The following is a 13,470-nucleotide window of genomic DNA, read 5'->3' as shown; positions in this document are numbered from 1 at the left end:
GCATTATAGGGAGTTATTCCGGCCTGACAAGGGGAAATTTAAAATTATTTTCCGACTGCTTTCTTTTTAAGCAAAACCACTATTAACATGCCATAAAATAAGCAATTTGCCGTTTTTACAACCTTAATCACACTTCCTGATGGCATACTAATGAATAAGAAAAGAGAAAGGACAAACATTTATGCCTTTAAGCGCACAACAGTTAGCTGCACAGAAAAATCTTTCCTACGTTCTGGCTGAGAAGCTGGCGCAGCGAATCTTAAAGGGTGAATACGCGCCCGGCACCATTCTTCCCGGAGAAATCGAACTGGGCGAGCAGTTTGGCGTGAGTCGCACGGCGGTACGTGAGGCAGTGAAGACGCTAACAGCAAAAGGCATGGTGTTGCCCCGTCCTCGTATTGGTACGCGGGTTATGCCGCAGGCAAACTGGAACTTCCTCGATCAGGAACTGCTCACCTGGTGGATGACAGAAGAAAACTTCCATCAGGTTATTAATCATTTTCTGGTGATGCGTATCAGTCTCGAACCGCAGGCATGTTCACTGGCAGCGACGATCGGATCAGCGGAACAGAAAGCGCATCTGAATACCTTAATGGAAGAGATGGTGGCGTTGAAGAAGAACTTCAGACGCGAACGCTGGATTGAAGTCGATATGGCGTGGCATGAGCATATTTATGAAATGAGCGCGAATCCGTTCTTAATCTCTTTTGCCTCGCTGTTCCATTCGGTCTATCACACCTACTTCACCTCTATTACCTATAACGATGTGGTGAAGCTGGATTTACACCAGGCTATTGTAGATGCCATAGCCGACAGTGATGGCGATCGCGCCTTTAAAGCGTGCCAGGCATTGTTGATAGCGCCGAACGAACAACCGGACAAGTAACGGGATACCGAATGTCAGAGAAAAAAGCGCGCAGTATGGCCGGGTTGCCGTGGATAGCGGCCATGGCTTTTTTTATGCAGGCGCTGGATGCCACCATTCTTAATACCGCTCTACCCGCTATCGCGCACAGCCTCAACCGTTCTCCTCTTGCCATGCAGTCCGCTATTATCAGTTATACCCTGACGGTCGCGATGCTGATTCCGGTAAGCGGATGGCTGGCCGATCGCTTTGGCACCCGTCGCGTCTTTATTATTGCCGTCAGTCTGTTTACGCTCGGCTCGCTGGCATGCGCGCTTTCTGGCTCATTAGCTGAATTGGTTGTCTTCCGCGTGGTGCAGGGGATCGGCGGCGCAATGATGATGCCGGTCGCCCGTCTGGCATTATTACGCGCTTACCCCCGAAGTGAACTGCTTCCGGTTCTGAATTTCGTGACGATGCCAGGCCTGGTCGGCCCTATCCTCGGCCCGGTATTGGGGGGCATACTGGTGACATGGGCAAGCTGGCACTGGATCTTCCTGATTAATATTCCCATTGGCATTGTCGGTATCCTGTATGCCCGTAAGTACATGCCAAACTTCACCACGCCGCGACGCCGTTTCGACATGACCGGCTTCTTCCTCTTTGGTTTGAGTCTGGTGCTGTTCTCCAGCGGAATGGAGCTTTTCGGCGAGAAGATCGTCGCAACCTGGATAGCATTAACCATTATTCTGAGCAGTATCGTGCTGCTACTGGCCTATATTCGCCATGCACGTCGACACCCAACGCCGTTGATTTCACTTTCGCTGTTCAGAACGCGCACGTTCTCCGTTGGGATAGCAGGAAACCTCGCCACGCGTCTGGGAACGGGATGCGTTCCCTTCCTGATGCCGCTGATGATACAGGTAGGATTTGGATACCCGGCGCTGATAGCCGGCTGCATGATGGCCCCGACGGCGCTGGGTTCTATTCTGGCGAAATCAGCGGTCACTCAGGTGCTGCGCAAACTGGGGTACAAGACGACGCTGGTCGGCATTACGGTATTTATTGGCCTGATGATTGCGCAGTTCTCTTTGCAATCCCCCGCCATGCCGGTATGGATGTTGATTCTGCCGCTGTTTGTTCTGGGGATGGCGATGTCCACGCAGTTTACCGCCATGAACACCATCACCCTTGCGGACCTGACCGATGATAACGCCAGCAGCGGCAACAGTCTGCTGGCCGTCACGCAGCAGCTTTCCATCAGTTTAGGGGTAGCGATCAGCGCCGCCGTATTGCGTCTCTATGAAGGGATTGAGGGAACCAATACGGTTGAACAGTTCCACTATACCTTTATTACGATGGGCGCTATTACGGTGGTATCCGCGCTGATGTTCATGTTGCTGAAAGCCAAAGATGGCCGCAATCTGATCAAAGAACGGCACAAACCTAAACCGACCCCCGCGCCATCAGAACAGGAGTAAGTTGCAGACGCTGCTGTTGTAACGTGGGTTGTGCCATACGGTGAATCAACACGTCGATGGCCAACTCACCCAGTTCATCTTTCGGTTGATGAATCGTCGTCAGCGGCGGCGTCATGTAGCGCGCCAGTTCAATATCATCATAGCCAATCACCGCCATATCCTGCGGGATGCGCAGCCCTGCCTGATAAAGCGCCTGATACGCGCCGACGGCCATCGCATCATTGCCGGCAAATACCGCCTGTGGGCGTTGTTTATGGGACAGCAGCATTTGCATGGTTTCAAATCCGCCGCCAAACTCGAAATCTCCTGTGATCTCATACCCTTCAGGAATTTCCAGCCCCGCGCGTTTCATCGCCTCCCGATACCCTTCCAGCCGCAAACGCGCGGGCGTTTTATCCAGTGGGCCGGTAATGCAGGCTATTCGGGTAAAACCTTTATCAATCAGGTATTGCGTCGCTAAATCGCCGCCCAGAAGGGAGTTGTCCTGGATCAGATCGCAATCCCCTTCGTCATCAAAGGGCGACCAGTCCATCATCACAGTAGGAATAGAGGGATAACGCTGCATGATCTCCCGGGAGGGTTGATGCGTCTCCGTACAGAGCAGCAATAAGCCATCGACCCGCTTTTGCATCAACGTTTCCAGATTGCGGTTCATTCGCTGCTCATCGCCTTCGGTATTACACAATACCAGGCTATAGCCCCGCTCAAAGCAGCTACGTTCAACGCCGCGCACCAGTTCTGAATAAAAAGGATTGGTACTGGCGGTGATCAACATGCCGATTGTGCGGGTCTGATTTAATTTCAGGCTACGCGCCAACGCTGAAGGCGCATAGTTTAACTCTTTAATCGCCGCTTCCACTTTCCCGGTGATAGCTTCACTGACAAAGCGATCTTTATTAATAACGTGCGAAACAGTTGAAGTGGAAACGCCCGCCAGACGGGCAACATCCTTCATTGTAGCCAAACGTTACCTCTGCTGACCTAAAAACGCCTCTATCTCTTCACGCCACGGAACAGAAGGTTGCGCACCTTTGCGTGTCACCGCAATCGCAGCAGCGGCATGGGCAAAGCGAATGGCCTCCGGCAGCGGCGTCTCTTCCAGTAAGGCGGTAACTAACGCACCATTAAAAGTATCCCCGGCGGCTATCGTATCAACGGCGTTCACTTTAAACCCCGGCACACGACGACCTTCGCCCTTCACGCTGGCCCACACGCCGCGGCTGCCTAACGTAATCAGTACGGTATGAATGCCTTTATCATGCAGCACCTGCGCTGCTTTAGCGGCATCTTCATCACTTTCGACGCGAATTCCCGTGAGCTTTTCCGCTTCGGTTTCATTTGGCGTAATGATGTCCACCAGCGCCAGCAGCTCATCAGACAGTTCACGCGCCGGAGCCGGGTTAAGCGCAACGGTAGTGTTGTTCTGATGCGCAATTTTTGCCGCCGCCAGCACGCTTTCAATCGGCGACTCGAGCTGCATCAATAGCGCAGAAGCCCCGGCGATACGCTCGCGTTGCGCTTCCACCAGCGCTGGTGCCAATGCGGCATTGGCGCCAGCATGAATGCCGATGACATTTTCCCCTTCGCCATTAACAAAAATCAGCGCGACTCCGGTAGATTCCCCGTTAATCACGCTGACCGGAGCAATATCAATGTTATCGCTGGCTAACTGTTTACGCACGCTCTCGCCAATATTGTCATCGCCAGTACAGGCAATAAACGCGATATTTGCGCCGCTGCGCCCTGCGGCCACCGCCTGATTCGCGCCTTTACCGCCGAATGCCACCTGATATTGGGTGCCCGTTACGGTTTCGCCTGGCGCAGGAAAAGATTCGAGGTTGAGGATGTGATCGGCATTAATACTGCCAAGGACGACAAGGTTGCCTGCGGTTTTCATGTTCGGGATGTCCAGTAAAGTGCGCCACCGGGTTAGGGTGGCGCGTGCCCTGCTTTTCTTTTTACGCTTTCATCTTCAAACAACTCTCTGAGGATGGCGTATTTATGTCGCCATCAGACCGCGAACGGCCTGAGCCGTTATTACTGCTTGATGACAAGTTTCAGGTCAACCGGATATTTGGCCTGAACTTTCTCGCCTTTCAGTACTTTATCAGCGGTTTCAACGCCTTTAGCGCCAATCTGATCCGGCAACTGAGCGATAGTCGCAGCCAGTTTGCCATCATTTACCGCCTTCTCGCCATCCGGCGTACCATCAAATCCAACCACCATCACATCAGATTTACCTGCGGTTTGCAGAGCGCGCAGCGCACCCAGCGCCATTTCGTCGTTCTGTGCGAATACCGCCTGCACATCAGGATGCGCAGTCAGCAGGTTCTGCATGACGTTCAGACCTTTGGTGCGGTCAAAGTCAGCAGGCTGGCTGGCCAGTACATTAAATTTGTGTGCTGCAACGGCCTGCTGGAAGCCTTCGCCACGCTCACGCGCTGCGGATGTTCCGGCGATGCCTTGCAGTTCAATCACTTTCGCGCCTTCACCTGCTTTCTTCGCGATGTAATCACCGGCGATTTTGCCGCCCAGCACGTTATCGGAAGCAATGTGGCTGACAACGTCGCCTTTGGTTGCCTGGCGATCAAGGGTGATAACCGGAATCTTCGCCTGGTTAGCCATCTTAACCGCGTTGCCTACCGCGTCGGAATCGGTTGGGTTGATCAGCAGAATTTTAGTGCCGCGAACGGTTAAATCCTGAACGTTAGCCAGCTCTTTCGCCGGGTTGTTCTGGGAGTCCAGCACGACCAGGTTATAGCCCAGTTTATCCGCTTCTTTCTGCGCCCCCTCTTTCAGGGTGACAAAGAACGGGTTGTTGAGCGTGGAGATCACCAGAGCAATGGTGTCTTTCGCCATCGCATTCGCGCTCACGGTGGCGCTCAGCGCAACAGCAGAAACCAGGGTAGCCAGTTTTTTCATGTTCATATTTAAGATGTCCTGTAGTCGTTGTTACTGCTTTTTGTTGTCTACCAGTACCGCCAGCAAAATCACCACCGCTTTGACGATCATCTGGTAATAGGAGGAAACACCTAACAAATTCAAACCATTATTAAGGAAACCGAGAATCAATGCGCCGATCAATGTCCCAACAATGCGCCCTTTACCGCCCGCCAGGCTGGTGCCGCCTAACACGACCGCTGCGATGGCATCCAGCTCATAACCCGTACCCGCCGTTGGCTGCGCGGAGGAGAGACGAGCCACTTCGATGATGCCCGCCAGCGAGGCCAGCAGACCACAAAGCGAATAGACGACGATTTTGACTTTACTGACGCTGATACCCGACAGACGCGTTGCCGCTTCGTTGCCGCCCAGCGCATAGATATAGCGGCCCAGGCGAGTATGATGCAGCATGTACCACGCCGCCAGGAAGACGATGCCCATAATCCAGACCGGCGTCGGAACGCCCAGCGGGCGGCCAATCCCGAACCAGCCGAAGAGGTCGGCGTTATCCGTAAAGCCGGTATTCACCGGGCTTCCGTTGGTGTACACCATCGTGACGCCGCGCAGCAGAAGCATCATTACCAGCGTGGCGATAAACGCCTGCACGCGACCTTTCGCCACGATCACACCGGTCACCGCGCCAATGGCGGCACCTAACGCCAGCGCCGCCGCAACGGCCACCAGCGCATTCACTTCAATCCCTACAATTGAAGCGGCAACCGCGCCGGTAAGCGCTAGCAGGGAACCAACGGACAGATCGATGCCTGACGTCAGGATAACCAGCGTCATCCCAACGGCCATGATGGCGTTGACGGACGTTTGCTGGAGAATGTTAAACAGGTTATTAACGGTAAAAAAGTTGGGACTCATGGTAGAAACAATCGCGATCAGCACCAGCAGAGCGATGAGCGATTTCTGCTCCATCAGCCACGCTTTAGTGAAATAACGGCGACCAGAAACAGCCTGGATAGTCATCTTTTTTACTCCTGATTCACGCGATTAAGCTTGCCCACAGCGGCAGCCATTAACACTTCCTGGGTGGCCTGCTCGCGAGTGAATTCACCGCCGAGATGCCCTTCATGCATGACGATAATGCGATCGCTCATACCCAATACTTCTGGCATCTCAGATGAGACCAGAATGATGCTCAGACCATCGGCCTTAAACTGGTTGATAAGCTGATAAATTTCTTTTTTCGCGCCAACGTCCACACCGCGGGTTGGCTCATCGAGGATCAGCACTTTGGGGCGGGTCATCAGTCCACGCGCAATGGCGACTTTCTGCTGATTGCCGCCAGAGAGCAACCCGATAGCCTGCTCCATCGACGGCGTTTTCACATTGAACAGACGGATAAAGTCACTCACCGCCTGCTGTTCATCTTTATGTTTCAGGTTGCCGCCAGCGCGGCTGAAATAACGCAGCGCGGTGAGCGACATATTCTCTTTTACCGACATGCCGAGCACTAAGCCGTCACGTTTACGGTCTTCAGAGATATAAACAATACCGTTAGCCAGGCCATCCTGCGGTGAACGGGTAACCACTTCATGCCCGTCGAGCGTGACGTAACCGCTGGTGCGCGGCAGCGCGCCGTACAGCACTTTCATCAGTTCCGTACGCCCGGCGCCCATCAAACCGGAGATCCCCAGAATTTCCCCTTTGCGCAGAGTAAAGGAGACATTATTAACGCCGGGACCGCACAGGTTATCGACTTTCAGGCGTACCTCGCCTGGCGCTTTATCCAGACGCGGGTACTGATCTTCAAGCTTACGTCCTACCATCATTTCAATCAGCGAATCTTCGGTCAGCGATGCCACTTCACGCTCGGCAATAAACTGCCCGTCGCGGAAAACCGTCACGTCATCGCAAATCTCGAAGATCTCTTTCATGCGGTGGGAGATATAGACAATGCCGCGCCCCTGCGATTTCAACTCGCGGATGACGCGGAACAGCGATTCCGTTTCGGTATCAGTGAGCGCATCCGTGGGTTCATCCATAATGATGACTCGGGATTCGAAGCTCAGTACCTTGGCAATTTCGACCATCTGCTGATCGCCGATAGAGAGTTCGCCCACCAGCCTGTCGCTTTTGAAGCGCAGATTGAGTCTGGCAAGCAGAACATCCGCTTCGGCATACATCTTTTTCCAGTCGATTTTGCCAAAGCGATTTACAAACTCACGCCCCAGAAAGATATTCTCGGCAATCGTGAGCTGCGGGATCAGGTTCAGTTCCTGGTGAATGATGCCGATCCCGGCTTCCTGCGAGGATTTTGGGCCATTGAAGGTCGTTTCTTTACCCAGCCACAATAACGATCCCGCATCACGGGTATAGATACCAGTCAGGACTTTCATCATGGTGGATTTGCCCGCGCCATTTTCGCCCACCAGCGCCATTACGCGGCCTGGATAGACATTTAACGCGGCGCCAGATAGCGCTTTCACGCCCGGGAACGCTTTATCGATCCCTTTGAGTTGCAGTAATGCGTCCATGATGGCCTCAGAACGTGACGCCGGCACAGAGAATAATATTCGCATACGGGGAGCACTCCCCGCTGCGAATCACCGCCTGACTGTCTGCGGTTAGTTTTTTAAAATGTTCATGCGTGGTGTAACGAATTTCTATGGTGTTTCCCTGGTGTTGTTGCAGTTGCTCAATATGGCTGAACAACGTTTCGTGGAGTTGCGGATTATGTTCTTTGATTTCCGTCGCGAGAATAGCCGCCTCAACCTGCATTTCACGGGTCACGACATCCAGTACCTGCATAAAAGAAGGTACGCCCTGGGTTAACGCCATATCGATACGCGTTGTACTGGATGGAACAGGTAAACCTGCGTCACACACTACCAGCGTATCAGTATGCCCCAGACGGGAGATGACCGATGAAATATCAGAATTAAGTACCGCGCCTTTCTTCATTTTCTTTCCCCACTAGCGAAACGTTTCGCTGGTAATAAGTTTACTCCCGGAAGTGAGCAGAAAACCATCATGACGTAACGGAATTGTGATCGGGGTCGAAACGTTTCGCTAAGTGAAATGCGGCAGGGGATAATTGCCCGGCGACGCTGCGCCGCCCGGCATTTTAAAAGGCTTAAATCTCGACCTGCGTTCCCAGTTCGATAACCCGGTTCGGTGGGATTTCAAACTGATCCGGCGCACGCAGCGCATTACGCTGCAACAGCAGATAGAGCTTGCCGCGCAGACGCAAATACCACGGGCGTTTGCCGAGGATCAGCGATTCATGCGACATAAAGAAAGAGGTTTCCATCATCCGGCAACTCAGCCCTTCCAGCCCGCAGCGGTGGAACACTTCCTCAACGTTCGGCGTTTCGCGCCAACCGTAGCTGGCCACCACGCGCCAGAAGGTTGGCGACAGTTGCTCAATCTGCACCCGGCGAACATTGTGTACGTATGGCGCGTCTTCCGTGCGTAGCGTCAGCAGAATCACGCGTTCATGCAGCACCTTGTTATGCTTGAGGTTATGCAGCAACGCAAACGGAATGACGTTCAGCGCGCGGGACATATACACCGCCGTACCGGGGACGCGTACCGGAGGCGATTTCTCCAGCGAGGCGATCAGGGCTTCCAGGGAGTTACCGTGCTCATGCATACGACGCAGCAGACGGAAACGCTCGCTCTTCCAGGTCGTCATAATGATGAACATCACGATCCCCAGCGTCAGCGGCAACCAGCCGCCCGACAGCAGCTTGTCGAGGTTTGCCGAGAACAGCGGAACATCAACGCACAGGAACGCCACCAGGATCAGCGCGACAAAATACTTATTCCAGTGCCAGTTTTTACGCGCCACGGTGGTAGAAAGAATCGAGGTCAGCACCATCGTACCGGTAACGGCAATACCGTATGCCGCCGCCAGGTTGCTGGAACGCTCAAAGCTGACAATAACAATAACCACCGCAAAATAGAGCATCCAGTTCACGAACGGAATATAGATCTGCCCGGACTCCATTTCGGAGGTGTGGATAATGCGCATGGGCGATAAATATCCCAGCCGCACCGCCTGGCGCGTCAGCGAGAAGACACCGGAAATCACCGCCTGAGAGGCGATAACCGTCGCCAGCGCGGCAAGAATCAGCAGCGGGATCAGCGCCCACTCCGGCGCCAACAGGAAGAACGGGTTCTTAATCGCTTCCGGGTGTTTGAGCAGCAATGCGCCCTGACCAAAGTAGTTTAACGTTAATGAAGGAAGAACAACCGAGAACCAGGCCAGACGAATCGGCAGCTTGCCGAAATGCCCCATATCCGCATACAGCGCCTCAACCCCGGTAATCGAAAGCACCACGGCGCCCAGCGCAATAAACGACACCGTTTTGTACTCAAGGAAGAACTTCGCCGCCCACATGGGATTGAGGGCATGAAGCACATCCGGGTTAGCGATGATACTGCGCAGGCCGAGTCCAGCCAGAATCAAAAACCACGTCAGCATAATCGGCGCAAACAGCTTACCGACCATCCCCGTCCCGTGTTTCTGAATTATAAACAGCAGAGTAAGCACAATAATAGAAAGCGGGACGACCCAGGTATCCAGTTCCGGCGCCACAATTTCCAGACCTTCAATGGCCGACATGACTGAGATCGCGGGTGTAATCACCACTTCGCCGTAGAAGAAGCTACCGCCAATTAACCCCATAATGACCAGCGTGGACGTCATTCTCGCCGACGTATTACGCCCGGCTAGCGACATTAAGGTCAGAATCCCGCCCTCACCGGCGTTATCTGCGCGCATGACAAAAGTCAGATACTTGATGGAAACAACAAAGATCAGCAGCCAGAAAATCAGCGACAGAAAGCCAAATACGGCATCACGTTCAACACCAAAACCAAACTGACCGGACAAGCATTCACGAAGTGTATAAAGTGGGCTGGTACCAATATCACCATAGACAACCCCAATCGCTGCGAGAGTGATCGCAGACAATGATTGTTTATTATCAGTGCTCATAGACTCGTCTTTCGTTTATACATGGCATCTTTCAAACGACAAGGCTCCCGGGGATCCACTCCTTTGCCACCTTGATGCAGTTTGAATGATTTAGTGTATATATATGAAATGTGTGCGTAGTCCCTTGGCCCACAAAAAAGGCGCACAGTATGCACGATTAATCGCAAAATCGTACCCCTAATCGACGTCAGATTAACCTGGCGCAAAGAAAAAGAAACGATGCTTCAGTCTATTATTGCTTCGTGGCGAAACGTCTATACTCGCTGTTAACATGATACATCTGGCGGAAGGACGCCACCTTATTATGGCTCACCCACATTTATTAGCGGAAAGAATTTCCCGTCTGAGCAGCGCCCTGGAAAAGGGACTTTATGAACGTAGCCACGCCATTCGCCTTTGCCTGCTGGCAGCGTTGAGCGGTGAGAGCGTCTTTTTACTTGGCCCGCCAGGCATTGCCAAAAGCCTGATAGCCCGTCGTCTGAAGTTCGCCTTTCAGCACGCCCGCGCCTTTGAGTATCTGATGACGCGTTTCTCCACGCCCGAGGAGGTTTTTGGTCCTCTCTCCATTCAGGCGCTAAAAGATGAAGGTCGCTATGAGCGTCTGACCACGGGTTATCTTCCTGAAGCGGAAATCGTCTTTCTGGATGAGATCTGGAAAGCGGGTCCGGCAATCCTGAACACTCTGCTGACCGCCATTAACGAACGCCATTTCCGTAACGGCGCGCACGAAGAAAAAATTCCGATGCGCCTGCTGGTAGCGGCCTCAAACGAGCTTCCCGAAGCAGACAGCAGTCTGGAGGCGTTATACGACCGTATGCTCATTCGTCTGTGGCTGGATAAAGTACAGGATAAGGCGAATTTCCGCTCCATGCTGGTAAGCCAGCAGGACGAAAGCGACAACCCGGTGCCGGCCTCATTACAGGTGACTGATGAAGAGTATTATCAGTGGCAGAAGGATATTTCCGCCATTACGCTGCCCGATCATGTATTTGAACTGATTTTCACGCTGCGCCAGCAGCTTGATGCGCTGCCAGACGCCCCCTATGTCTCCGACCGTCGCTGGAAAAAAGCCATTCGTCTGTTACAGGCCAGCGCGTTCTTTAGCGGACGCGACGCCGTTGCGCCAATCGATCTTATCCTGCTGAAAGATTGCCTGTGGTATGACGCGCAAAGCCTGAATCTGATGCAGCAACAGCTTGAAATATTGATGACCGGGCACGCCTGGCAGCAACAGGCAATGCTGACGCGCCTCGGCGGCATTGTGCAACGTCGCCTCCAGTTGCAACAGCAGCAAAGCGATAAAACAGCCTTTACCGTTGTTCGTCAGGGAGGAATGTTCAGCCGCCGTCCCCATTACGATCTGCCGCCAGAGGCGAGCGCGCCAGTGCTAACCTTGCTTTTGCAACAACCGCTTAAACTGCATGATATGGAAGTCATTCATATCGCTTTTGAACGCAGCGCCCTTGAGCAGTGGCTGGCAAAAGGCGGAGAGATCCGCGGCAAACTCAACGGGATCGGTTTTGCCCAGACGCTGAATATGGAAGTTGATAGCGCTCAGCATCTGGTGGTGCGCGACGTCAGCCTACAGGGCAGCAGTCTGGCGCTACCGGGCAGTTCAGAAGAGGGAATGCCCGGCGAAATCAAACAGCAGCTTGAGGCGCTGGACAGCGAATGGCACCAGCAGCACAGCCGGTTCAGCGAACAGCAAAAATGTCTGTTTATCCATAGCGACTGGTTAGGTCGTATTGAAGCCAGCCTACAGGATGTTGGTGCGCAGATCCGCCAGGCGCAGCAATGCTGACACTGGACACGCTGAATGTCATGCTGGCGGTCAGTGAAGAGGGGATTATCGAAGAGATTATCCTCACTTTGCTGGCCTCCCCGCAGCTGGCTATCTTCTTCGAGAAATTCCCCCGATTAAAGAGAGCCATTTCCGACGATCTTCCCCGCTGGCGCGAAGCGCTGCGCAGCCGTCTTAAAGACGCGCGCGTGCCGCCGGAACTCACGGAAGAGGTGATGTGCTATCAACAAAGCCAGCTTCTCGGAACAACGCAGTTTATTGTGCAATTGCCGCAGATATTAGCGTTGCTGCACCGGCTACATTCGCCCTATGCCGGGCAAGCCCAGCAACTGGTGGACAGTAACGCCACTTTTACGCCAGCGCTGCACACGCTTTTTCTGCAACGCTGGCGTTTAAGCCTGATCGTGCAAACCACGGCCTTAAATCACCAGTTGCTGGAAGAGGAGCGCGAGCAGTTGCTGAGTGAAGTGCAGGAACGCATGACGCTCAGCGGGCAACTGGAGCCGGTCCTGGCGGAAAATGACCATGCAGCCGGCCGCCTGTGGGACATGAGCGCAGGGCAACTCAAACGCGGCGATTATCAGATGATCGTAAAATATGGCGACTTCCTGGCAGAACAACCCGAACTGAAACGCCTGGCGGAACAGTTAGGCCGCTCCAGGGAAGCCAAATCGGTGCCGCGCAAAGATGCGCCGATGGAGACGTTTCGTACGCTGGTGCGCGAACCGGCGACCGTTCCAGAACAGGTTGACGGCATTCAGCAAAGCGACGACATTCTGCGCCTGTTGCCGCCTGAGCTGGCAACGCTCGGCATTACCGAACTGGAATATGAATTCTACCGACGGCTGGTGGAAAAACAGCTGCTCACGTACCGTCTGCACGGCGAAGCGTGGCGTGAGAAAGTGACTGAGCGCCCGGTCGTTCATCAGGATTTTGACGAACAGCCGCGCGGGCCATTCATTGTTTGCGTGGACACCTCCGGCTCAATGGGCGGATTTAACGAGCAGTGCGCGAAAGCCTTTTGCCTGGCGCTGATGCGCGTCGCGCTGGCGGATAACCGTCGCTGCTTCATCATGCTGTTTTCCACAGAGGTCGTGCGCTATGAACTGTCTGGTCCAGAAGGCATCGAGCAGGCCATCCGCTTTTTGAGCCAGCGCTTTCGCGGCGGCACGGATATCGCCAGCTGTTTTCGCGCCATTATTGAACGGATGCAGGGGCGAGAGTGGTTTGATGCGGATGCGGTAGTCATTTCAGATTTTATCGCCCAGCGCTTACCTGACGATGTTGTGAATAAAGTAGGGGAGTTACAGCGGGTACACCAGCACCGTTTTCATGCGGTGGCGATGTCGGCACATGGCAAACCCGGCATCATGCGCATTTTCGACCATATCTGGCGCTTTGATACCGGGATGCGAAGCCGCCTGCTACGACGCTGGCGGCGTTAGAG

Annotated in this window: 11 protein-coding genes; 4 read left to right on the top strand and 7 right to left on the bottom strand. The window is 53.7% G+C overall.

Going from position 1 to position 13,470, the window contains the following annotated elements; all coding sequences use genetic code 11:
- The first annotated feature begins 181 nt into the window (after positions 1-181).
- Together OGV79_RS02280 and mdtD are read left to right on the top strand one after the other, a co-directional pair.
- Complete coding sequence (locus OGV79_RS02280; protein WP_012131112.1) at positions 182-886, top strand: FadR/GntR family transcriptional regulator; 705 nt, start codon at positions 182-184, stop codon at positions 884-886.
- Positions 887-897: 11 nt separating this feature from the next.
- Positions 898-2,325 (top strand): multidrug transporter subunit MdtD, encoded by a 1,428-nt coding sequence (gene mdtD / locus OGV79_RS02275; RefSeq protein ID WP_058668330.1) that lies wholly within the window; start codon positions 898-900, stop codon positions 2,323-2,325.
- Here mdtD and rbsR read toward each other — a convergent pair.
- From rbsR to kup, 7 genes are all read right to left on the bottom strand, one after another.
- A complete protein-coding gene (rbsR, locus tag OGV79_RS02270) occupies positions 2,291-3,289 on the bottom strand; it encodes a ribose operon transcriptional repressor RbsR (protein ID WP_101744155.1) in 999 nt (332 codons plus the stop codon). The genes mdtD and rbsR overlap by 35 nt on opposite strands.
- 3 nt (positions 3,290-3,292) lie before the next feature.
- Entirely contained in the window at positions 3,293-4,222 is a 930-nt protein-coding gene (gene rbsK / locus OGV79_RS02265; RefSeq protein ID WP_286467001.1) for a ribokinase, read from the bottom strand.
- A 140-nt stretch (positions 4,223-4,362) separates the two neighbouring features.
- Complete coding sequence (gene rbsB, locus OGV79_RS02260) at positions 4,363-5,253, bottom strand: ribose ABC transporter substrate-binding protein RbsB (RefSeq protein ID WP_012131108.1); 891 nt, start codon at positions 5,251-5,253, stop codon at positions 4,363-4,365.
- Between the two features lie 24 nt (positions 5,254-5,277).
- The gene (rbsC, locus tag OGV79_RS02255) at positions 5,278-6,243 is read right to left on the bottom strand and encodes a ribose ABC transporter permease (RefSeq protein ID WP_286466997.1); all 966 of its coding nucleotides are present in this window, start codon (positions 6,241-6,243) and stop codon (positions 5,278-5,280) included.
- 5 nt (positions 6,244-6,248) lie between these two features.
- On the bottom strand, positions 6,249-7,754 hold the full coding sequence (gene rbsA, locus OGV79_RS02250) for a ribose ABC transporter ATP-binding protein RbsA (protein ID WP_058668328.1): 1,506 nt from the start codon (positions 7,752-7,754) through the stop codon (positions 6,249-6,251).
- A gap of 7 nt (positions 7,755-7,761) precedes the next feature.
- Positions 7,762-8,181 (bottom strand): D-ribose pyranase, encoded by a 420-nt coding sequence (gene rbsD, locus OGV79_RS02245; RefSeq protein ID WP_275165879.1) that lies wholly within the window; start codon positions 8,179-8,181, stop codon positions 7,762-7,764.
- Between the two features lie 172 nt (positions 8,182-8,353).
- Entirely contained in the window at positions 8,354-10,222 is a 1,869-nt protein-coding gene (kup, locus tag OGV79_RS02240; RefSeq protein WP_049010844.1) for a low affinity potassium transporter Kup, read from the bottom strand.
- Between the two features lie 304 nt (positions 10,223-10,526).
- Here kup and ravA point away from each other — a divergent pair, with 304 nt between their 5' ends.
- Positions 10,527-12,023, top strand: coding sequence for an ATPase RavA (gene ravA / locus OGV79_RS02235; RefSeq protein ID WP_049010843.1), 1,497 nt, complete (start codon positions 10,527-10,529; stop codon positions 12,021-12,023).
- Positions 12,017-13,468, top strand: a complete 1,452-nt coding sequence (gene viaA, locus OGV79_RS02230; RefSeq protein ID WP_049010841.1) for an ATPase RavA stimulator ViaA — start codon at positions 12,017-12,019, stop codon at positions 13,466-13,468. Before ravA ends, viaA begins: the two co-directional genes overlap by 7 nt.
- Positions 13,469-13,470: the final 2 nt, after the last annotated feature.

Source organism: Citrobacter sp. CK185 (assembly GCF_030333565.1).
GTDB classification, from domain to species: domain Bacteria; phylum Pseudomonadota; class Gammaproteobacteria; order Enterobacterales; family Enterobacteriaceae; genus Citrobacter_B; species Citrobacter_B koseri.
This window is presented reverse-complemented; position numbering and strand designations above follow the sequence as displayed.